This window comes from Candidatus Foliamicus sp., from assembly GCF_965221325.1.
GTDB lineage: Bacteria > Pseudomonadota > Gammaproteobacteria > Steroidobacterales > Foliamicaceae > Foliamicus.
The window spans coordinates 2,189,472-2,209,826 of the sequence record NZ_OZ244880.1; the positions used below are offsets into that span (position 1 = coordinate 2,189,472).

The following is a 20,355-nucleotide window of genomic DNA, read 5'->3' on the forward strand; positions in this document are numbered from 1 at the left end:
CCGTGCTGTCGAACAAACCGCCAGTCGGGCGCCGGCGCCTATCGGGCGGCGCTTCCGCAGCCAATCCGCTCTTGGTGGCATGAGGTGCGGACAAACCGGCGCTTCGTGCTGAAACGCCAACCGCCTAGCTTTCCAAAAAACGCCAAACAAATCAAGTTCCGCGCTGAAGTGTTGGCGATAGGATGCGGCTTGTGCGATTATTCCAGCACAGCAACAACAGGGACCGTCCGGGAGGACCGCATGGCTGATTTGCTTTCCGCACCAGAGATCGCGGCAAAACTTCGCGAATTGCCGGGCTGGAGCCTCGACGACGGCAAGCTGCACCGTTCTTTCCGTTTTGCGGACTTTCGCCGGGCGTTCGCATTCATGTCGGGCGCGGCGCTCGCGGCCGAACAGCTCAACCACCACCCTGAATGGTTCAATGTCTGGTCGAAAGTGGACGTGCATCTGAATACCCACGAGGCTGGCGGCATAACCGAACTCGATATTCAACTGGCGCAAGCCATGAACGAGCTGGCTGAAGCGCTGTGAAAGCCGTTTACGAACGCGGGGCGGGCCAGCCATTCGCCTCGCGTTCCGAAGCACTGAGCACCCAGGGCATGGTGGCGTCCAGCCAGGTGCTTGCCACCCAGGCCGGGCTGCAGATTTTGCGCTCGGGAGGCAACGCTGTGGACGCGGCGATCGCGGCAAACGCGGTGCTTGGCGTTACCGAACCTACCGGCTGCGGTATCGGCGGCGACCTGTTCGCCATGGTCTGGGAGCCGGACAAGGATGCGCCGGCCGGCCTCAACGCAAGCGGCCGCGCGCCGCGCTCGCTGAATGTAGAGGTGTTCCGCGAGGCCGGCTTGAGCGCCATCCCGAGCCTGGGACCGTTGCCGGTTTCCACACCGGGCGCTGTGGACGGCTGGTTCGAGCTGCATGGGCGCTACGGCTCGCAGGATTTCAGCCAACTGCTGGCGCCGGCCATCCAGCTTGCCCGAGAAGGCTTTCCGGTAGCCCAGCTTACCGCCGCTGCGTGGGCCTCCAACGCGCGTTCTCTGCGTAGATTCCCCGGATTCGCCGACACCTTCATGCCGGGCGGCGAGGCGCCGGCAAAGGGTCAGGTGTTCTCCAATCCGCGGCTTGCAGCAACCTACGAGTTGCTCGCGAAAGGCGGCAGGGAAGCGTTCTATCGCGGCGAAATCGCCTGGAAAATCGCTGCCTACATGCGCGAACATGGCGGCTATCTCGACGAATCGGACTTGGCGTCGCATCGCTCGGAATGGGTCAGGCCGGTGGCCTCGGGCTACCGTGGCAACGACGTATACGCCTTGCCTCCCAACACCCAGGGAATCGCCACCCTGCAGCTCCTGAATCTCCTGGAACAGCATGACCTTCAGTCTCTGGGCTTCGGCTCGGCCAAGCACCTGCACCTGCTCATCGAGGCCAAGAAACTGGCCTTTGAGGACCGCGCACGCTACTACGCGGACCCGGCTTTTGTGGAGATGCCCACCGAGGCGTTGATTTCCAAGCAGTACGCGCTTGAGAGAGGCAAGCGCATCAACACCGGGCAGGCCGCCAAGGAAGTCACCCACGGCGACCCGAGGCTGGATGCGCCACAAACCGTATATCTGGCCACCGGCGACCGCGACGGCCTGCTGGTGTCGCTGATCCAATCGAACTACCGCGGCATGGGTTCGGGCATGACTCCGGGGGATCTGGGATTCGTGCTGCACAACCGCGGCGAGTTGTTCAACCTTGACGCCTCCCACCCTAACGCACTGGAGCCGGGCAAGCGCCCGTTTCACACCATAATCCCGGGGTTTGCGCGTTTCTCCGGGAACGAGCGCCTGGCGTTCGGGGTTATGGGCGGCTCGATGCAACCTCAGGGACAGGCACAAGTCATAGCCAACATCGTCGATTTCGGTATGGATCTGCAGGCGGCCGGCGACGCACCGCGTGTGTTCCACGGCGGCTCCAGTCAACCCACCGGCCAAACGGCCGACGAGGACGGCGGCGAGCTGGCGCTGGAACCCGGCTTCGGCGCCGCGGCGCGCCAGGAGCTCGCACAGATGGGACATGTTCTGGGCAATGCCGAGGGCGTGTTTGGCGGCTACCAGGCGGTGATGCACGACGAGCGAACTGGCGTGCTGACCGGGGCTTCGGACCCGCGCAAGGATGGCCAGGCGGCCGGGCTTTAGCCTGCGCGCTCCGGGCATCGGCAAGACAGCGCTCAAGGACTTGACCACCATGCAGGACAAGAGCCTTGTCACGCTGACCGGCATCACCACAACCGGTACGCCCCACCTGGGTAATTACGTGGGCGCCATCCGTCCGGCGGTCGAAGCCAGCCGCAGCGCGCCCGCCGGGTGCAGTTTTTTTTTCCTGGCCGATCTTCACGCGCTGGTCAAGAATCGCGACCCCGATGAAGTAGCGCAGTCCAGCCTCGAAGTGGCGGCCGCGTGGCTGGCTGCGGGCCTCAATACGGAAAACGCTGTGTTCTACCGGCAGTCGGACATTCCGGAAATCCCGGAATTGACGTGGATACTGACTACGCTGACCGCCAAGGGCCTGATGAACCGCTCGCACGCCTACAAGGCCGCGAACGACGCAAACCGGCAAGCGGGCGTGAAGGATCTGGACCGCGGGGTCACGATGGGCCTGTTTTGCTATCCGATCCTGATGGCCGCGGACATCCTCATGTTCAAGGCTGACCGGGTGCCGGTGGGCAAGGACCAGCGCCAGCATGTGGAAATGGCCCGCGACATCGCACAGCGCTTCAACCATCACTACGGCCCCTTGCTGACCCCGCCGGAAGCCGACATCGACGAGCATCGGGCGGTGCTGCTGGGGCCGGACGGCCGCAAGATGTCGAAGAGCTATGGCAATACCGTGCCGCTTTACTGTCCCGCAAAGAAGTTGCGCAAGTACATCATGCGCATTCGAACCAACTCGCAGGCACCGGGGGAACGCAAGGACCCGGACGACAGCCTGCTGTTCGACATGTACCGCTCGGTGGCCAGCGCGGAGGAAACTGCGGCGATGCGCGAGCGCTACGCAGCTGGCATCGGCTGGGCAGAGATGAAAAACGAATTGTTCGCCTACCTTGACGCCTTGCTGACGCCCGGGCGGCAGACATATGAGCGACTGCTGGCCAACCCGGACGAGGTCGAGACGGAGCTCAAGCGCGGCGCAGAGCGGGCGCGGGCCATCAGCGCGCCGCTGTTGCGCGACATACGCGCAGCGGTGGGTCTGCGGCGGCTTGCCGGTTAACGCGCCACCCAACATTGATAAGATAGGCAACCGAGACATACTGGAGTCACAAAATGCGCGCGCTCAAACTTCTACCCGGTGTTGTTGCGGCCTCCCTGCTTGCCGCTGCATGCCAACAAAGCCCCGACGAGGCTCCCGCCGAAACCGCGGAGCCCGCCGAACAGTCCAAGCCGCTGGTATTGGTGGCTGGTGCCACAGGCGGCACCGGCTCGCTGGTGGTGGCCGAACTGCAACGCCGCGGCTATCCGGTACGCGCCTTTGTGCGGGACACCGCCAAGGCCGCGGAACGCCTGGGTGCGGACGTAGAAGCCGTAGTCGGTGACCTCAAGGATCCGGCCAGCATCGCCGCAGCGCTTGACGGCGTGGGCGCGGTCATTAATGCAGCAGGCTCGGGACCGGGCGCCGGCGACGACAACACGCCCGAGAAAGTCGATTTCGAAGGCGCGCGCAACCTGGCCGAGGCGGCCTTGGCGGCCGGAGTGAGCCAATACGTGCTTGTGTCCTCGCGTGGAGTGACAGTGGACGATCACTACCTCAACCGCATGTTCAACAATATTCTGATATGGAAGCGCCGCGGCGAGGAAGCAGTCGCGGCGAGCGGAATCGACTACACGATCGTGCGTCCGGGTGGCCTCAGCGACGACGAGGGCGGCAGCCAGACCATCGTGTTCGAGCAGGGCGATAGCCGCTCGGAGGGCATCTTTATTACCCGCGCGGATGTGGCTCGGGTTTGCGTCGCTGCGCTGGAACACGATGCAGCACGCAACAAGGTTTTCGAGATCCACGCCGAGGACGGCGAGCCGCAAGCGGACTTCGCCGCAGATTTCGAAGCGCTCAGCAGTTCCTGAACTTCGGAAAACCGGCCGGTCATTGTCAGGAATGGCGGGCGCCGCGCGCCAACGAGGCGCCCGCACTACGATCATTGGCGGCTCGCTCGCCTATGACCACATCATGGTGTTTCAAGGTCGTTTTGGCGACCACATTCTTCCCGACAAGGTCCATGTCCTTAACGTAGCCTTCGAGGTTCCGGAGTTCCGGCGCGAGTTCGGCGGCTGCGCCGCAAACATCGCCTACAACCTGGCGCTTCTGGGCGACTGCCCGCTGATGCTGGCAAGCGCCGGGCGCGACTTCGCCGCCTACCGCAGCCGCATTGAGCAATTGGGCCTGGACATGTCTCTGATAAGCGAGCTGCCCGACCAGCTCACGGCGCAGGCCTACATCATTACCGACCTCGACGACAACCAGATCACTGCGTTCCATCCGGGCGCCATGGAGTACGCGCATCGGCGCAGGCTGCCCGACGACACCGGCGCCACACTGGGGCTCATTTCACCGGACGGGCGACAGGCGATGCTGGAACATGCCGCCCAGATGCACGACGCGGGGCTGCCGTTCGTTTTCGATCCAGGGCAAAGTCTGCCGATCTTCAGTGGCGCCGAACTGCGCAATTTCGTGCGCATGGCGAACTGGGTGGCCGCGAATAGTTATGAGGCGGAAGTGCTGCTTCGCAAAACCGGCTGGGACCGCGCTGCCCTCTGCAGCGAAGTCCAGGCCTTCATCGTGACCGAGGGCGCCGCCGGCGCGCGAATCTATCACGCCGGCACTTGCGAAAATATTCCAGCGGCGAGAGTGCGGAAAGTGGCCGACCCCACCGGCTGCGGCGACGCTTTCCGGGCCGGTCTGGCCTACGGCATCGCGCGGAAGTGGAACTGGGGCGATACCGGACGGCTGGCAGCGCTGCTTGGCGCCATCAAGGCGGAGAGAGCAGGCACGCAGAATCATCGTTTCGACCGCGCGTTGTTGCAGGCGAAATTCAAGGAGAACTATGGCTATGAGATCGATCTCGGCAACAGCTTTGATGCTGGCTTGCCTGAGCCTGCAGGCGCAGGATAACGAGGCAGCCTGGCGCGAAACGCTGGAGCAAATCCGCCCGTCGGTGGTGTCCCTGCGCGTCAACAAGACGCGACCCTTTGATACCGAATCCAACACGTTGCTCGACGGCACCGGCTTCGTGGTGGATGCCGAGCAAGGAATCATTCTCACCAACCGGCACATCGTGTCCACCGGCCCGGTGCGCGGCGAGGCGCTATTCGCCAATCAGGAGGAAATCGAGCTTGAGCGCGTGTACGCCGACCCGGTGCATGATTTCGGCTTTTTCCGCTACGACCCGGCGAGCTTGCGCCACATCCAGCCTGAGGGCCTGGAGCTGGCGCCGGAAGCCGCGCAACTGGGGCGCGAAATTCGCGTTGTGGGCAACGACGCCGGCGAACGCTTCTCGATTCTGTCCGGCACCATAGCGCGACTCGACCGCACGGCGCCGAATTACGGTTTCGGTCGCTACAACGACTTCAATACCTTCTACATTCAGGCGGCCTCCAGCACCTCGGGAGGATCGTCGGGCAGCCCCGTCATCGACATAGAGGGCCGCGCGGTGGCGCTGAATGCCGGCGGCCAGACGCGGGCCGCAACCAGTTATTTCCTGCCCCTGGATCGCGTGCAGCGGGCGCTGGAGCTGATCCGAAACGGGCAGCCGGTGCCCCGTGGCGGCCTGCTTGCCACTTTCGAGCAATTGCCCTATGACGAATTGCGGAGACTGGGACTGGGCGAGGAATCAGAAACGGAAGCGCGAGCAGCGTTTCCGGAAAGCGCCGGTTTGCTGGTTGTGCGTTCGACCCTCAAGGGTTCGCCGGCAGCGCAACTGCTCAAGCCCGGCGACATACTCCTGCGGGTGGAACAGGAGAAATTCCCGGACTTCGTTCGCATGGAGGGTGTCCTCGACAACAGCGTCGGCCAAGCCGTAACGCTGCTGGTCGAGCGCAGTGGAGCCGCGCTGGAACTGCCGATCAAAGTCAGCAACCTGCATGACGTCACGCCGGCCGAGTACATTTCCTTTGGCGGAACCTTCCTGCACCAGACCTCGTATCAGCAGGCCCGGCACTTCAACGTGCCGCTGAACACCATCTACGTGGCGCAGCCGGGATACATGCTCGGCCTGGCCTCAATCGAGAACGGCTCCATCATTCAAGAAATCAACGGGCAGCCGCTGGAATCCCTGGACGACGCGGAGGCGGCCCTGGCGCCGCTGGGACATGAGGATATTGCGCAAATTCGCTTCAGCACTCCGCGCAATCCGCGCAACCTCGAGTTGCGCAGCGCGCGCACCGGACGGCGCTGGTTTGCGGCCGAGCGCTGCCGACAGAACGCTGCCCGCGAGGCGTGGACCTGCCGGGAACTGGCAGCAGCGGCGCCGGCGCAACCGGTCGAAGCGCGCACCACACAGCCCCGCGACTTCAAGGACGCCAGGCTGCGCCGGATCGCTTCTTCGCTGGTACACGTGCGCTACGACATGCCTTACGTGGTGTCGGCGGTCGATGGTCAGCACTACTATGGAGCCGGGCTGATCGTGGATGCCGAGCGCGGCTGGGTAGTCGCGGACCGCAACACCGTTCCCGAGACCATCGGCGATGCGGTGCTCACTTTCAACGGCACCGTGGAAGTCACCGCGAAGGTCGCCTATCTCCACCCCGTACACAATCTCGTCGTGCTGCAATACGACCCCGAGCTGCTCGGCGCCACACCGCTCAAGGCCGCTTCCTTCGCCACGCGGGCGCCGAAGCCCGGCGAGCAGATATTTCTGGCCGGATTCCGTCCCGACCTGGAGCCGGTCATCCGCTCTTACGAGGCGGGAGAGCTCAAGCCGATCAACGTGGCGGCCTCCAGTTTCGGCGCGTTCCGCGAATCCAACCTGGAAATTCTCGAAGTGGATAACGCCGACCGGCAAATTTCCGGCGTATTGCTCGACTCCAGGGGCCGGGTAAGCGCCTTGTGGAGCAGCTTCGCCAGTGGCTCGGGCAATCGCACCCGCGAGTTGGTGGGCGGGCTTCCGATCGAGCACGTGCAGACCATGCTGGAGCAGCTCCGGCGCCAGGCGGCATGGCGCTCGCTGGAAGTGATCTGGCAGCGCATGCCGTTGAGCGTGGCGCTAAGGCGCGGCCTGCCGGAGACCTGGCGCGCACGGGTAGAAGAGCACGATCTAGAGCGCCGACAGGTGCTCAGCGTATCGCGCGCAGTTGCCGGTACACCCGCGGCGGAGGCCATGAAGTCCGGCGATATTCTGCTGACAATCAACAGCAAGCTTGCCACCCGGCCGCCGGAAGTCGAGCGTGCCGCCGCAGAACGGCAAGAAGCCGAGGTCGTGGTGTGGCGCAATGGCGAAGAGTTGGTGCTGTCCTTCGATACCGTGGAGCACGGCTGGGAGGGACTGCGCGAAGTTCTTTTCTGGACCGGCGCACTGGTTCAGGACCCGCCGCGGGGTATGGCCGCGCAGTTGGCGATTCCGCCGCAGGGCGTAACGATTCAGCATTACACCTACGGATCGCCGGCTCACCGCTACCTGCTCCCCGCCCGTTTCCTGCAGATTACGCGCGTGAATGGAATGCCCACCGGCAGCCTGGACGAATTCACCGAGATGCTGAAGCGCTCGAGAAATCAGCGCATCATGCGCGTCGAGGGCCTGACCTCCACTGGCGCCACCAAGATCGCGACCGTCAAGCTTGATCCCCACTATTGGCCAAGTTCCCGTCTGCACTACGCGGACGGCGGCTGGCAACGCAACAGTCTGGACGAGTAGCTCAGCCCCGGGGCCTTTCGCCGCGGATCAAGGGGGCGCAGGATGCGCTGCTCAGCCCGGTTTTCCGGAGACTGACCTTAGCGCATGGCGCGGGCCGCGAGCCTGCGCTTCAGTAGCGGCAGCCGATCTACCGCGGCCATTCCGCAGGCAGCGAACTGCGCCGTCGGCCCTGCGAAAGCCGCGTTGATGGCATGTATGCCGAAAGACATCTCGTGGCCATAGCGGCTGCGCTCACGCGCGAAGCGACCCAACACGCGCGCATCGCCGGTCGAGGCGCTGCCTTGTTTAGCGCACACCCGCGCCAGCGTGTCAGCGTCGCCAATGCCCAGATTGAGCCCCTGGCCGGCAAGCGGATGCACAATGCGCGCCGCCTCTCCGAGCAGCGCGTAGCGTTCCCCGCTGATGCGGGCCGCGAAGCCGCGGCGCAAGGGAAACGAGGCCACCGCAGTGACCGGAACAAGCTCGCCGACCACCGACGCGCTGGCGTTGTTCAGCGCCGTCTGCAGATCGGCGGCGGCCAAATTCGCCAGACGCTGCGCCTGCGCGTCCGGCATGCTCCAGACAATGCTCCAGCGATTTGCGCTGAGCGGCAGCAAGGCCAGCGTTCCTCCATCCACGAACCGTTGCCAGGCCGTGTCCCCGGCATTGCTCTCCGACTCGGCCTCGAAAACCACGCCGGTCTGCCCGTAGGCTTGCGATTCGAAGCCGACGCCCAGGGCCTGACGGAAGCCGGATTGGGCGCCGTCGGCACCCACCAACAGTTCCGCCGCGATCGCGCTGCCGTCGTCCAACCGCAATACCCCGCATTCTTCGCCAATCTCCAGCGATTGGAGAGCAGCGCCGGAATGCAGGCGGATATCGGGAGATTCCTCGGCCAATTCCCATAGCGCGCGTCTTATGGAAGCCTCGCGCGCAACGCAGCCGAGGGACCCGACGCCCAATTCGGCTGCATCGAAGACAATGCGGTTATGCGGTTCGGGGCCGCGGCCCCACCATACAACCATGCGCGAGAACTCGTGGCAGGCCACATCGCGTCCTTCGCCCCACACACCGCACTCGGTCAACGATCTGTGCGCGCCTGGCGACAAAGTGAGCGCCCGCTGCGGCGCTTCGCCATTCGCGGTGCGCGGCGCCCAACGCTCCACCAAGCCGATTTCCCAACCGCACCTGCGGTTGAGCAATAACGCGGCGGTCAAGCCAACGATGCCGCCTCCGGCCACAGCGGCCGGCAAATCGGCTTTCACAGCGGAAGCCCGCGGGCCAGGCGCGACATCCTGCCGCCTTGCCCCAGAGCGAATCGCGCCAGCAGCGGCTTGGCTCCCGGCGCGAGGTCGAACGCCTGCAAGGCCAGGCCACGCAGGTGCCGAAAAAGTGAATTACGGCTCAGGCGCGCCAGCGTGTCGGTGAAACGCACCACATTGGCCTGATCACGGCTTCGCCAGCGCGCATAACGGGACAGCAGTTCAGCGGAACCGGGATCGGCCGGCGGGCACCCGCCCTGGACCAAGGTCTCGCCAAGAGCCGCGATGTCTCTCAACGCCAGATTGAATCCCTGCGCGGCCAGCGGATGAACGCTGTTGGCGGCGGCGCCCACCAACACTGCGCGCGGTGCCGTCAAGTCAGCGGAGCGGTGCAGCGCCAGCGGATACGCCGAGCGCCGCCCCACGCGCGTGAACTCGCCAGCGCGATAGCCCATAAGCCGCTGCAAATGCGCCAGCAAGTCCGCATCGTCCATGTCCTTGATCGTGGCCGCCTTGTCGTGCCCTGCCATGATCACGAACCCATAGCGGTTCGCGCCCGCCGGAATCAGCGCCAAGGCCCCCTCGTCGGTAAACCGCTCCCAAGCGGTGTACGGCCTGATCACCTTGCGAACCTGCACCAGGCCAGTCACCGCCAACTGCCCGTAGTCGCTGCGCCGCGTGGCTATTCCGAAGGCATCGCGCAGAGGAGAATGGGCGCCTTCGGCCACCGCCAGCAGCCGGGCCTCAAGAGTAACGGGCTTGCCGTCCGATTCGATGCGGGCGTTCACGGCGGCGGCTTCCGCGGCCACGGATTGCACCCGCGCCGGACACAGAACAACAACGTTCTCAAGCGCGCGCAATTGCTCCCAAAGCGCTTTCCCCAGCACCCGGTTGCGCACCACGCTCCCCAGACTTTCCAGACCTTCGGCATCGGCATCAATGCGCGCCGTGCCAAAGCAGCCGCGTTGGGAGACCTCCACGGCGCGGATGGCGCCCGGGGTCTCGGTCAGCCGCTGCCAGACACCGAGCTGATCGAGAATGCGGACTCCAGTGCGCGCAATAGCGCTGGTTCGATCATCCAGACTGGGCTGGCCGGGGTCCTCGGGCGGAAACGCCTCCACCACCGCCACCTTCAGTCCCTGCTGCGCCAGGGCCAGCGCGAGCGTGGCGCCCGTAAGCCCCCCGCCGGCCACCAGGACATCGTGCATCAGTGCGATCCGACCAGCGCTTCGATGTCCTCGGGATCCTTCGGCAGCGCCGCCGTAAGCACCTCATGTCCGGAGGGCGTAACCGCCACATCGTCCTCTATGCGGATACCGATCCCTCTGAATGCTGCCGGCGCCTGCTGATTGCCGGGCGAGACATAGATGCCGGGCTCCACTGTGCAGCACATGCCAGGTTCCAGCCTTCGCGGCTCGCCGGCGGATTCGTAATCGCCGACGTCGTGTACGTCCATGCCCAGCCAGTGCGATGTGCGGTGCATGAAGAATTCGCGGTAAGCGCCGTCGCGCACAAGTGTTGATGTCTTACCCTTGAGCAATCCGATCCGGCAAAGCCCACGGGTAATGACGTCGATCGCCGCATGGTGCGGCGCGAGAATCGAGACACCTGGTTCGATGGCGTCTATGGCCGCCCGCTGCGCCTCCAGCACGATCTCGTAGACCGCGCGCTGCTCAGGAGAATAGCGTCCGTTCACAGGCCAGGTGCGGGTAATGTCCGAGGCGTAGCCGTCGAGTTCGCAGCCGGCGTCCACCAGCAGCAGGTCGCCGTCGTTCATCAACGTGGCGTTGTCGCGATAATGCAGCACACAGGCATTCGCACCCGAAGCCACGATCGAGGGATACGACTCGGTCGCGCCGGCCTGCTTGAAGCGGTAGATCAACTCGGCCTCGATCTCGTATTCGTGCATGCCCGGGCGGGTGCGACCCATCGCGAGTTTGTGCGCCTCCACCGCCAGCGCCGCCGACCGCCGCATGCATTCAAGCTCCACCGGCCCCTTGCACAAGCGCATTTCATGCACGTAGTAATCCAGGGCGGCGATCTGCAAGGGCGCCCTGTTGCGTTCCTTGGTCTGTTCACGAAGACGCTTGAGCCATCCGCCCAGGCGCGCTTCGAATTCCGGGTGCTGGCCGAGATCGTAGTGGACCGTGTCGCAACCCTTGAGCAGGTCCGGCATCACTTCGTCCATTTGCCCCACGGCATAGGCGGAATCGGCGCCGAAACTCTTGACCGCACCCTCCGGTCCGACGCGCTTGCCGTCCCAGAGCTCCCGGGCAGGATCACGCTCGCGGCAGAACAGCGTGAACGACCCCTCGGCTCGGCCCGGAACCAATACCGCAACCGCTTCCGGTTCGGAAAATCCGGTCAGATAAAGAAGATTGCTGTCCGGCCGGTAAGGGTAGTCCACGTCCCTGCTGCGTGTCCTTTCCGGGCTGGCCGCGATGATGGCGGCGCAACCGGAACCCAGCGCGGCGATCAACTCGCTGCGGCGCCGCGCAAACTCCTCGAGCGTTGGCATGAAGCGATTGTAGCCTGCAGAGCGCTGCCCGCGCGAAACGCCGGAGCAAGCCCTTCCATGCTATATTCACGCGCCATGAATCAGGGAAAAGACCTGCGCAAAGAGATCGAACTGCTGTCCGAACGGGTTGACGAGTTGCTCGACGCCAACGACCAGTTGCAGCGCGAAAACGCGGCGCTGCTCGCCCAATGCGAGAAATTGCAGACCGAGCGCTCGCGGCTATTCAACACACGGGAGGAAGCGCGTCAGCGTGTCGCTGAGATGGTGCAGCGGCTGCGCAGCATGGAACGCAGCGCGTGACCGAAAAATTCGAGACCGTCAAGCTTCGAATCCTGGGCGAAGACTACACAATCGCCTGCGACCCTGAGGACCGTGATCTACTCAAAAGTGCGGCACCTTTGCTTGATGAACGGCTCGAGAATGTGCGGCGCCAGGACCCATTGCTGGACTCCGCCAATACACTCATGCTGGCCGGCCTGAAAATGGCCACGGAGCTGCTGCAATCGCAGCGCGACCAACACAGCAACGCCACGGAAGCCATAGACAGCGTGCGCAGCATCCGGCGGCGCCTGGAGCGGCGCCTCGAAAAAGCCGCCGCTACGCCCAAGGCCCAAGCGGCCAACTGAACCCTCGCGATAAGGCCCACAATGCCGGCTGACGACTTGCGCGCCTGGATGCGCAAGGCGCGCCGTAGCCTCTCGCCTACGCAGCGCGCAGCAGCGGCCGAGGCTTGCGCGCTGCTGGCCCGCACCCTGCCCGCGCTTCGGCACGCAGATTGCATAGCCGGTTATATGGCTCACCGCGGTGAGCTGTCCTGCGAACCGATAATCGAATGGGCGCTGCGACGGGACATCGACATACTGCTGCCCGTAGTCACGGGAAGGCACGTGCGGTGGGCGCCCTACCAACCCGGCGACGCACTGGTATCGAATCGCTGGGGCATATCGGAGCCGGAAAGGCACCCCGGGCGTTGGGTCAGCGCAAGGCTGCCGAGCGTGGTGCTTACACCGCTTACCGCTTTCGACGCTCGCGGCAACCGGCTCGGCCAGGGCGGCGGATACTACGATCGGGCATTCGCATTTCGCAGAAACGCAAGACACTGGCTGCGCCCGCGGCTGGTGGGTCTGGCTTACGAATTTCAGCGCGTGGACGAACTCGAGGTCAAACACACCGACGTGCCGCTGGATGCAGTTATCACCGAGCGGAAAATCCACGAGTTCCAGCGCTGATCGCCACGCTGGCGCCTCCATATAATGGGGGCAGCTATCGCTCGGAAATCCGGAATCTGGTCAGATATCCGAGCTAGGGCTGGTCTGTCATTCCCGTTACCTGGAAAGCCGCTTGCGATCGAAAGAAGTCAGCCCGGAAGCAACGCTGGCGGCCAAGCGTCAAGCGGCGCGGGCCGCAATCGAGCACATCCGCCAGGACTGCCGGCTTGGCGTTGGCACCGGCAGCACTACCAATGCATTCATCGCCCTGCTGCCGGAGGTTCGCGACCACATATCGGCTGTCGCCTCCAGCTCCCGGGCCACGACCGAATTGCTGAGCGAACTCGGTTTCGAGGTGTCGCCTCTGAGTGCGTGCGGAACGCTGGACCTCTACGTGGACGGGGCCGACGAAACCGACAGCCATCGCCGCCTGATCAAAGGCGGCGGCGGTGCGCTGACCGGCGAGAAGATTCTGGCTGCTTCCGCGCGCCGATTCGTATGCATCGTGGACGAAAGCAAGCGAGTAAAGCTGCTGGGGCGATTCCCCCTCCCGGTAGAGGTCATCCCCATGGCGCGTTCGGCGGTAGCCCGCAAGCTGGTGTCGATGGGCGGGCAGCCGCAGTACCGCGAGGGCATGATCACCGACCACGGCAACGAGGTTCTTGATGTGCATAACCTCAAGATCCTCAATCCGGATGAACTGGAGAGCGAAATCAACCAGATCCCTGGCGTAGTCACGGTCGGTCTGTTCGCCCGCCGGCGTCCCGACCTGGTTATCGTCGGCACTCCCCAAGGTACCTACTCTCTCTAGCCCACGGAATGGCGCTCCCCGGAGTCGGCTCCCGGAATTCCGCAAACTGATGCAGTATCCAGGGCGCGGCGAGCGGCGACTCCAAACATGGCACAATGCCGGCCTGCACAAGCGCTGAGGAAGCCCATCGATGTCCGCCAACACCAACCCTTTCACCCCCATTCACGTCCGCAACCCGCGCAGCGGCGAGCAGGACTTCGTGCTCAAGCCGGCCACGCCCGACGAAGTGGCCGCCAAGGCGGACCGGCTGCGCCTGAACCAACCCGCCTGGCAGGCCCTGGGGCTGGAAAAGCGCATCGCGGCGCTTGATTCGTTCGCAGAGGCCGTGCAGGACAACCGCCAGGCGATCTTCGACGCGCTTGCAGCGGATACAGGAAGGGTCCTGATCACGCATATCGAGATCGACAACCTAGGGCACATGATCGACCGCATGGCCGGTTTCGCGCGCGAACTGGCGAAGAACGAAGCCGCCCGCAACAGCTCCGCGCCGACCATCATGGCGCGCACGCAACTGGTGCCTTTCCCTCTGGTGGGCATTATTTCACCGTGGAATTTCCCCTTCCTGCTGGGCATGATCGACTCGGTGCCGGCGTTGATTGCGGGCAGCGCGATTCTCTACAAGCCGAGCGAAATTACGCCGCGCCACGCCGACCCCGTGCGCGAATGCTTCGCCGGGGTGCCCGAACTGAGGGATGTGGTCGATTACGCGATGGGCGGCGGGGCAACCGGCGAAGCGGTAATCGACAACGTGGACGCTGTTTGCTTTACCGGCAGCGTCCGCACCGGGCGCCTGGTGGCCGAGCGCGCGGCGAGCAATTTCATTCCCGCATTCCTGGAAATGGGCGGCAAGGACCCGGCCATCGTCCTGGAATCGGCGGACCTGGAACGCACAGCCCAGGTCCTGTTGCGCGGTTCGGTGGCGGCAACTGGTCAGGCCTGTCAATCCGTGGAGCGCATCTACGTGGCCCGCGCATTGCATGACGCGCTGGTGGAGCGGCTCGCCGAACTGGCCGCCAAGGTCACGCTCAATACGGAAGCACCCGACAAGGGGCACATCGGCCCGCTGATCTTCGAGAAGCAGTTGGCCACTATCCAGTCGCACATCGACGATGCCGTCGAGAAGGGGGCAACCGTGCATTGCGGAGGCAAGCCGGTGGATAACGGAGGCACCTGGTATCCCGCCACCGTGTTGAGCGGAGTCAACCACACGATGCGCATAATGACCGATGAAACCTTTGGCCCGGTGCTGCCGATCATGCCTTTCGACAGCATTGAGGAGGCCGTGGAACTGGCCAACGATTCGCGCTACGGCTTGAGCGCAAACGTTTTTGCCGGAACCGAGGAAGAAGGGCTGGAAGTGGCCCGCCGGCTGAACGGGGGCGTAATCAGCGTCAATGAGGCCTCCCTGTCAGGCTCTGTGCATGAGTTCGAGCAGGACCCGTTCAATCTCTCCGGGCTGGGGCGGTCGCGGATGGGCCCCGCCGGCGTGGAGAGGTTCTATCGGCACAAGCTCATCCTGTCCGATCTTTCGCCGGAAGCCCGCAGCATAGACGCCTACGCCGAGCCCGCCACCTGACCCGGAGGAACGGGCGAAGAGGAGATTTTCGACCCGTCTTCAGCCAGGGTTATTTCAGCCGTGGAAGCACCGCGGTGTTATCATTTCGCGTTCTGGCTCGGCATCGCGGCGGGGTATGGCGCAGTCTGGTAGCGCGTCTGCTTTGGGAGCAGAAGGTCAACGGTTCGAATCCGTTTACCCCGACCATAGCGCCCTCGAGGACCGCCGCTGGCTGATTTGACCAGGTTGATTGCGCCTGTAGCTCAACCGGATAGAGCATCGGCCTTCTAAGCCGGTGGTTGCAGGTTCGAGTCCTGCCAGGCGCGCCAAAGGCCGCAGCAGGGCCGGGCGCCGGGCCGGGCAGTGTGCGCAAGCAGTGGTGGGCGTAGCTCAGTTGGTAGAGCCCCAGATTGTGGATCTGGTCGTCGTGGGTTCGAGTCCCATCGTCCACCCCACCCTTTCCGGCAAAGAGTTGCCTCGCTCCCGAAGCCCGCTTTCGATGTTGCGGCCACGCCAGCAAAGCGCTCGCCCGAAACTCCCCAAACCGGCGCAGTATCAGGGCCAGGCCAGCAATACCCGGCTCGCCCCGCTCCAAAGCTATGGCAATATTGCATCCCCACCGGCTGGCATACCATGCCGCCCCACGCTGGGCCGTTAGCTCAACTAGGTAGAGCAGTGGACTCTTAATCCATTGGTTGCGGGTTCGATTCCCTCACGGCCCACCACTCACGTCGCCCCGTGTCTCAAGAAATGCCCCGATGCGGGGCGATACGCTACCATTGCGCCGCGGGGGGCCGGGACATGGAACGGCGAAGGGAGCGACGGGATGCACGGCGGATTTTCGGGGCGCGCGATGCTTGACGTGATCGTGGTAGGCGCCGGCTTTGCCGGGGTTTACGCCATCTACAAGTTCCGCCGCCTGGGCTTTTCGGTGCAGGCATTCGAGGCGGGTGGTGACGTAGGGGGAACCTGGTACTGGAACCGCTATCCCGGCTGCCGCTGCGATATCGAGAGCATCCACTATTCGTACCAGTTCGACGAAGACCTGCAGCAGGAATGGGAATGGCAGGAGCGGTACGCGGCGCAGCCGGAAATCCTGGCCTACATTCGCCATGTCGCCGACCGGTTCGACTTGCGCCGGCATATCCGCTTCAACACGCGCATCAAGGCGGCCAGGTTTCAGCCTGCAACGTCTGAAACGCCCGCGCATTGGACGGTCACAACCGAGGGTGGGGAAACATACAGGGCGCGCTTTTGCTTAATGGCGACCGGCGTTCTGTCGGCGCCCAACTTGCCGGACATTCCGGGCCGCGACGACTTCGCCGGCGCGTCGTATCACACTGGCCGCTGGCCCCACGAAGTAGTGGATTTCACGGATCTGAATGTGGGCGTGATTGGTACCGGATCGTCCGGCATTCAGTCGATTCCGCTGATCGCGGAACAGGCCGGGCATGTGACGGTGTTCCAGCGTACGCCGAACTATGCCGTCCCCGCCAGCAACCGCCCGCTGGACCCTCAGGAACTAAAGGACGTGAAATCCCGCTACAAGGCCCTGCGCTCCGCCTCCAGGAAAGGCTTCACCGCCCTGCCCTACAAGCCGGCGGGCCGTTCGGCGCTGGAAGTCTCCGAGGCTGATCGCGAGGCGGTGTATGAGCACTGGTGGCAAAACAACGGGCTTGCTTTCCAGGGCGCGTTTGCGGACGTGCTGTTCGACGCAAACGCCAATCGCACAGCCTCGGACTTCGCGCGCCGCAAGATTCGGGAGTTGGTGAACGACAAGAACGTAGCGGAGCTGCTCACGCCGGACTTCCCGCTCGGATGCAGGCGGATGTGCGTGGATACGGACTACTACCCTACCTACAACCGCGACAACGTGGGGCTGGTGGACATCAGCCGGGAACCGATCGCTCGCATCGTCGCCGAAGGCATCTGCGTAGGAAGCAAACTGCACAAATTGGACGCCATTGTGTTCGCGACCGGCTACGACGCGATCACGGGCGCATTGCTGGCCATGGATCTTCGGGGACGGGATAATCTAGCGCTGCGGGACAAATGGAAGGGAGGCCCCCGCGCCTATCTCGGCCTGGCCACCAGCGGCTTCCCGAACCTGTTTCTGGTTAACGGGCCGGGCAGCCCGTCGGTGCTGATAAACATGGTTACCGGCGTGGAGCAGCACGTGGACTGGATCGGCGATTGCCTGGCTCATCTCCGAGCACGAGGGTTGGGCACTATCGAGGCCGATGCACAGCATGAAGACCGCTGGGCGGCGCACAACGGCGAGGTGGCGGCGCGCTCCATACGCGGCAACTGCGCATCCTGGTACACGGGCGCCAATATCCCGGGCAAGCCAGGCGTTTTCCTGCCCTATGTGGGCGGATTCCCGGCCTATGTCGAGAAATGCGAACAGGTCGTCGAGGACGGTTACGAAGGCTTCATGCTGTCTTGACTCGCGGAAGAATTGGATAGAGGATCGGAAACTGCATGAAACGAAGAACGTTCCTGGCCGGCACAGCCGCGGCCGCGAGCCTCGGCGCACTGCGCCTGAACGCGGCCGGTCATGGCGGTAAACCGGTCATAGCCCTGTTCGGCGCCACGGCGCGGTCAGGACGGGAAATCATCCGCCAGGGCCTGCAGCGGGGCTACACCATCAAGGGGTTCGCGCGCACACCGTCGAAGCTGGGAGTGGAGCACGAAAACCTGACGCTCTACAAGGGCGACATCTACGACCGGGCTTCCGTGGACGCGGTGCTTGAAGGCGACGAAGTGGTGGTTTCGATGATCGGCCGCAGCGCCCCGGCCGATCCGTTCGCCGAAGTGGGCCCGGTGGACATCTACAGCGTCATGGGCGAGAACCTCATCGGCGCCATGCGGGAAAAGGGAAACACGCGCCTGATCATGGCCAGTTCCACCGGCGTGGAGCACCGCGTGGATGTGGACAGCGCCAAGCCCCCGCCCGGCGACATGTCCGGGATGTGGCGCTGGAACGCCCGCCACCTCTACAACGACATGCACGAAATGGAAGCGATGATCCAGAACAGCGGTCTGGACTACATCCTGCTGCGGCCGGGCTTCATGGTGGAAGAACCCGCCCGCCACGATCTTCGATTCGATACCAGCGGCAATACGCCCCAGGCGCGGGTGATTACCTACGAGGATTTCGCCGCATTCATCCTCGATCAGCTTGAAGGCGGCGAGTATTGGAACACGGTGGTGGGCATGTATTCGGACACCATCATGGACCCGGCGGCCGAGGTCGAGAAGTTCCTGGCGCGGCAGAAGGCGGCGCAAGAGGCCGCCGAAGCGCCCACAACAGACGCCAACTCGCCGTAAAACGGCGCGTCTTCAGCCGCCACCGTCGGCAAGCCGGAGGCGCCATTCGCGCCAGCGCTTGCCGTTCCTGTACTGAATCAGCACCAAGGTCGATATGGTGCGGGGACCGTCGTCGAACTGGTAGTGGTCGCGCTCGATCTGGATCATGGTGTCGCCTATGGAGCCCACCCGGTCCACATCGGCGCCTTGCCAAAGCGAGCCGAAGCCGCTCTCGAAAAAGCCCTGCATAGCAGCGATCGATTCCTCCCGACCCTGCACCAGCAGCCGGGGGCCATCCTCATGATGCAGTTCGTAGGTCGCGAAATCCTCCGTCATATGCGAACGGGTCGCTTCCAGATCCTTGCGCAGGAACGCGGCTGAAGATTCTTCCATGCTGCGGACGAACTGTTCCGGAAATTCACCGGCAACCCATGGCAAATCGGCGTCGTTTGCCCGGATGCCGGAGGTCGTAAAACCCAAGGCGAATACCAGTGCCAAGGCGGTGGCAATGGTTGCGCTACGTAGCCATCTGTTCATTGAAATTGCTTCCCCTATATTGCGTCTGGCGCCGACACCAAAACCCCCACGCTGGGCGGTAACCTTACCAGCGGGCCTTTTCCTTGAACTGCTCATAGGCCTCGTCGAGTCCTTCCGGCAGCGAATCCAGGAACGCGCCCGGAGCATAGCGCGACTTGTAGCCGTCCATCACATGTGCGTACAGCTCGGTATGCACATCGGGAATACGGTGCCGGCTGCGGAAGTCGGCCATCGGAATCCGGTAGGTCAGCAGTTCCTCGTGGTGAGTTTCCGCTTCCGCCAGGATTTCTCCGCCCGGGCCGATGATGACGCTGCCGCCACCGCCCGCGGCTTCGAGGAAGCTCTGGTTGCCGGGCGACACAGCGTTGTTGGAGAGCGCGCCGTACACCTTGTTCACCTGGCAAACGTTGCGCATGTCCACGTGATTGAAGCCGCCTGTGGATGTGCGAATGATGATCTCGGCGCCCTTCACGGCCATGGCCCGGTAGAGTTCGGGCTCCATCTTGCAGGGCGAAATGCAGATGTTGCCCACCGAGGTTCGCGCCACGGGAATCACGGCGTCCCACCCGTACATTTCCACATAGCGCTCCAGCACCTCGTAAACCGAGGTGGTGAACAACTCAAAGCCTACGAATACGCCATGGATGTTGCGGGCCTTCCACTGTTCGGACACGATCTTGCCATCCGGGCCTATCACCACCGCCACGCTCATTATGTGGCGCGGCCAGTCCTTGTATTGCGCATAGGTGCCGAAGGAGATATAGCAGTCGTGCTCGCGGGCCTTGGCGCCAATCGCTTCCGTTTCTTCGCCGGGCAATTCCGGAGCAAAGCTCAGAATCTCGGAGCGCGTCCAGCGGTCCCAACCGGTGAGCGGGAATTCGTGAAAGGCCAGGAAGTCCTTGTGGCCGCCGTAGTACTGCGCGCGGTCAATCGCCCACAGCATGTGGTCGAGATTTTTCTTCAGCGATTGCTTCGCATTGGCGGCGTCCACCGGCTCGACTTGGGATTGCACCACGCCGAAATTCACGGTATCGCTGCGCAGCGGAGCCGTGGGATAACTGCCGTCAACCTGGCTGGACTGGGCGCCGGCCGAATGCTCCGAAGCAGCTACCGCAGGCAACGTAGCCAATCCCGCCAATGCGCCTGCGCTGTTCGACAACAGGCTGCGGCGCGTGATCTGCTTGTTCATGATCTTTGATCCTCCCAAAAGCGGTTGCAGACGCACATGCCACAGGCGCGGCATGTGCAGTGGCGCTCCTTGAACGCCTCAACTCCTCCCAATGCCTGACGCGCA

18 protein-coding genes and 4 tRNA genes are annotated in these 20,355 nt (G+C 63.9%); 17 read left to right on the forward strand and 5 right to left on the reverse strand.

Going from position 1 to position 20,355, the window contains the following annotated elements; genetic code table 11:
• The first annotated feature begins 240 nt into the window (after positions 1–240).
• From ACWCOO_RS09390 to ACWCOO_RS09415, 6 genes are read left to right on the forward strand one after another with little or no spacing between them, the layout of a single operon-like run.
• Positions 241–531, forward strand: coding sequence for a 4a-hydroxytetrahydrobiopterin dehydratase (locus ACWCOO_RS09390; protein WP_446832037.1), 291 nt, complete (start codon positions 241–243; stop codon positions 529–531).
• Positions 528–2,180: a gamma-glutamyltransferase gene (gene ggt / locus ACWCOO_RS09395; RefSeq protein ID WP_446830724.1), complete on the forward strand. Its 1,653-nt coding sequence runs from the start codon at positions 528–530 to the stop codon at positions 2,178–2,180. The genes ACWCOO_RS09390 and ggt overlap by 4 nt, the downstream gene beginning before the upstream one ends.
• Positions 2,181–2,229: 49 nt before the next feature.
• The gene (gene trpS / locus ACWCOO_RS09400; protein ID WP_446832038.1) at positions 2,230–3,252 is read left to right on the forward strand and encodes a tryptophan--tRNA ligase; all 1,023 of its coding nucleotides are present in this window, start codon (positions 2,230–2,232) and stop codon (positions 3,250–3,252) included.
• A gap of 53 nt (positions 3,253–3,305) precedes the next feature.
• A complete protein-coding gene (locus ACWCOO_RS09405; protein WP_446830725.1) occupies positions 3,306–4,100 on the forward strand; it encodes an SDR family oxidoreductase in 795 nt (264 codons plus the stop codon).
• Positions 4,101–4,131: 31 nt separating this feature from the next.
• Positions 4,132–5,145, forward strand: coding sequence for a carbohydrate kinase family protein (locus ACWCOO_RS09410; RefSeq protein WP_446830726.1), 1,014 nt, complete (start codon positions 4,132–4,134; stop codon positions 5,143–5,145).
• A complete protein-coding gene (locus tag ACWCOO_RS09415) occupies positions 5,084–7,882 on the forward strand; it encodes a trypsin-like peptidase domain-containing protein (RefSeq protein ID WP_446830727.1) in 2,799 nt (932 codons plus the stop codon). The genes ACWCOO_RS09410 and ACWCOO_RS09415 overlap by 62 nt, the downstream gene beginning before the upstream one ends.
• A gap of 77 nt (positions 7,883–7,959) precedes the next feature.
• Here ACWCOO_RS09415 and ACWCOO_RS09420 read toward each other — a convergent pair whose 3' ends face one another.
• From ACWCOO_RS09420 to ACWCOO_RS09430, 3 genes are read right to left on the reverse strand one after another with little or no spacing between them, the layout of a single operon-like run.
• Complete coding sequence (locus ACWCOO_RS09420; RefSeq protein WP_446830728.1) at positions 7,960–9,126, reverse strand: FAD-dependent monooxygenase; 1,167 nt, start codon at positions 9,124–9,126, stop codon at positions 7,960–7,962.
• Entirely contained in the window at positions 9,123–10,331 is a 1,209-nt protein-coding gene (locus ACWCOO_RS09425) for an FAD-dependent oxidoreductase (protein WP_446830729.1), read from the reverse strand. The genes ACWCOO_RS09420 and ACWCOO_RS09425 overlap by 4 nt, the downstream gene beginning before the upstream one ends.
• A complete protein-coding gene (locus ACWCOO_RS09430; RefSeq protein WP_446830730.1) occupies positions 10,331–11,641 on the reverse strand; it encodes an aminopeptidase P N-terminal domain-containing protein in 1,311 nt (436 codons plus the stop codon). The genes ACWCOO_RS09425 and ACWCOO_RS09430 overlap by 1 nt, the downstream gene beginning before the upstream one ends.
• Positions 11,642–11,716: 75 nt before the next feature.
• Between ACWCOO_RS09430 and ACWCOO_RS09435 the strand changes: the two genes are divergently transcribed.
• From ACWCOO_RS09435 to ACWCOO_RS09485, 11 genes are all read left to right on the forward strand, one after another.
• Positions 11,717–11,941, forward strand: coding sequence for a hypothetical protein (locus ACWCOO_RS09435; RefSeq protein WP_446830731.1), 225 nt, complete (start codon positions 11,717–11,719; stop codon positions 11,939–11,941).
• Positions 11,938–12,267: a cell division protein ZapA gene (locus ACWCOO_RS09440; RefSeq protein ID WP_446830732.1), complete on the forward strand. Its 330-nt coding sequence runs from the start codon at positions 11,938–11,940 to the stop codon at positions 12,265–12,267. The genes ACWCOO_RS09435 and ACWCOO_RS09440 overlap by 4 nt, the downstream gene beginning before the upstream one ends.
• 21 nt (positions 12,268–12,288) lie before the next feature.
• A complete protein-coding gene (locus ACWCOO_RS09445; RefSeq protein WP_446830733.1) occupies positions 12,289–12,870 on the forward strand; it encodes a 5-formyltetrahydrofolate cyclo-ligase in 582 nt (193 codons plus the stop codon).
• Positions 12,871–12,982: 112 nt separating this feature from the next.
• The gene (gene rpiA / locus ACWCOO_RS09450) at positions 12,983–13,660 is read left to right on the forward strand and encodes a ribose-5-phosphate isomerase RpiA (RefSeq protein WP_446830734.1); all 678 of its coding nucleotides are present in this window, start codon (positions 12,983–12,985) and stop codon (positions 13,658–13,660) included.
• 130 nt (positions 13,661–13,790) lie between these two features.
• Positions 13,791–15,236 (forward strand): aldehyde dehydrogenase family protein, encoded by a 1,446-nt coding sequence (locus ACWCOO_RS09455; protein ID WP_446830735.1) that lies wholly within the window; start codon positions 13,791–13,793, stop codon positions 15,234–15,236.
• 109 nt (positions 15,237–15,345) lie between these two features.
• Positions 15,346–15,422, forward strand: a tRNA-Pro gene (locus tag ACWCOO_RS09460).
• 45 nt (positions 15,423–15,467) lie between these two features.
• A tRNA-Arg gene (locus ACWCOO_RS09465) sits at positions 15,468–15,544 on the forward strand.
• A gap of 50 nt (positions 15,545–15,594) precedes the next feature.
• Positions 15,595–15,670, forward strand: a tRNA-His gene (locus tag ACWCOO_RS09470).
• A gap of 193 nt (positions 15,671–15,863) precedes the next feature.
• Positions 15,864–15,940: transfer RNA gene (locus ACWCOO_RS09475), tRNA-Lys, on the forward strand.
• Between the two features lie 101 nt (positions 15,941–16,041).
• The gene (locus tag ACWCOO_RS09480) at positions 16,042–17,661 is read left to right on the forward strand and encodes a flavin-containing monooxygenase (protein ID WP_446830736.1); all 1,620 of its coding nucleotides are present in this window, start codon (positions 16,042–16,044) and stop codon (positions 17,659–17,661) included.
• A gap of 35 nt (positions 17,662–17,696) precedes the next feature.
• Positions 17,697–18,545 carry an NAD(P)-dependent oxidoreductase gene (locus ACWCOO_RS09485; RefSeq protein ID WP_446830737.1) on the forward strand — a complete coding sequence of 283 codons (849 nt, stop codon included), beginning with the start codon at positions 17,697–17,699 and terminating at the stop codon, positions 18,543–18,545.
• Positions 18,546–18,557: 12 nt separating this feature from the next.
• Here the strand turns inward: ACWCOO_RS09485 and ACWCOO_RS09490 are convergent, their stop codons facing one another.
• Both ACWCOO_RS09490 and ACWCOO_RS09495 read right to left on the reverse strand, forming a co-directional pair.
• Positions 18,558–19,061, reverse strand: a complete 504-nt coding sequence (locus ACWCOO_RS09490) for a hypothetical protein (protein WP_446830738.1) — start codon at positions 19,059–19,061, stop codon at positions 18,558–18,560.
• A 64-nt stretch (positions 19,062–19,125) separates the two neighbouring features.
• Complete coding sequence (locus ACWCOO_RS09495) at positions 19,126–20,250, reverse strand: nitrilase-related carbon-nitrogen hydrolase (RefSeq protein ID WP_446830739.1); 1,125 nt, start codon at positions 20,248–20,250, stop codon at positions 19,126–19,128.
• Positions 20,251–20,355 lie beyond the last annotated feature (105 nt).

Excerpts from the sequence above, each read along its gene's own strand:
- ACWCOO_RS09390 (WP_446832037.1), top strand. The coding sequence starts at position 241 with ATGGCTGATTTGCTTTCCGCACCAGAGATCGCGGCAAAACTTCGCGAA.
- trpS (WP_446832038.1), top strand. The coding sequence starts at position 2,230 with ATGCAGGACAAGAGCCTTGTCACGCTGACCGGCATCACCACAACCGGT.
- ACWCOO_RS09405 (WP_446830725.1), top strand. The coding sequence starts at position 3,306 with ATGCGCGCGCTCAAACTTCTACCCGGTGTTGTTGCGGCCTCCCTGCTT.
- ACWCOO_RS09410 (WP_446830726.1), top strand. The coding sequence starts at position 4,132 with ATGGCGGGCGCCGCGCGCCAACGAGGCGCCCGCACTACGATCATTGGC.
- ACWCOO_RS09415 (WP_446830727.1), top strand. The coding sequence starts at position 5,084 with ATGAGATCGATCTCGGCAACAGCTTTGATGCTGGCTTGCCTGAGCCTG.
- ACWCOO_RS09425 (WP_446830729.1), bottom strand. The coding sequence starts at position 10,331 with ATGCACGATGTCCTGGTGGCCGGCGGGGGGCTTACGGGCGCCACGCTC.
- ACWCOO_RS09430 (WP_446830730.1), bottom strand. The coding sequence starts at position 11,641 with ATGCCAACGCTCGAGGAGTTTGCGCGGCGCCGCAGCGAGTTGATCGCC.
- ACWCOO_RS09435 (WP_446830731.1), top strand. The coding sequence starts at position 11,717 with ATGAATCAGGGAAAAGACCTGCGCAAAGAGATCGAACTGCTGTCCGAA.
- ACWCOO_RS09445 (WP_446830733.1), top strand. The coding sequence starts at position 12,289 with ATGCCGGCTGACGACTTGCGCGCCTGGATGCGCAAGGCGCGCCGTAGC.
- ACWCOO_RS09455 (WP_446830735.1), top strand. The coding sequence starts at position 13,791 with ATGTCCGCCAACACCAACCCTTTCACCCCCATTCACGTCCGCAACCCG.
- ACWCOO_RS09480 (WP_446830736.1), top strand. The coding sequence starts at position 16,042 with ATGCACGGCGGATTTTCGGGGCGCGCGATGCTTGACGTGATCGTGGTA.
- ACWCOO_RS09485 (WP_446830737.1), top strand. The coding sequence starts at position 17,697 with ATGAAACGAAGAACGTTCCTGGCCGGCACAGCCGCGGCCGCGAGCCTC.
- ACWCOO_RS09490 (WP_446830738.1), bottom strand. The coding sequence starts at position 19,061 with ATGAACAGATGGCTACGTAGCGCAACCATTGCCACCGCCTTGGCACTG.
- ACWCOO_RS09495 (WP_446830739.1), bottom strand. The coding sequence starts at position 20,250 with ATGAACAAGCAGATCACGCGCCGCAGCCTGTTGTCGAACAGCGCAGGC.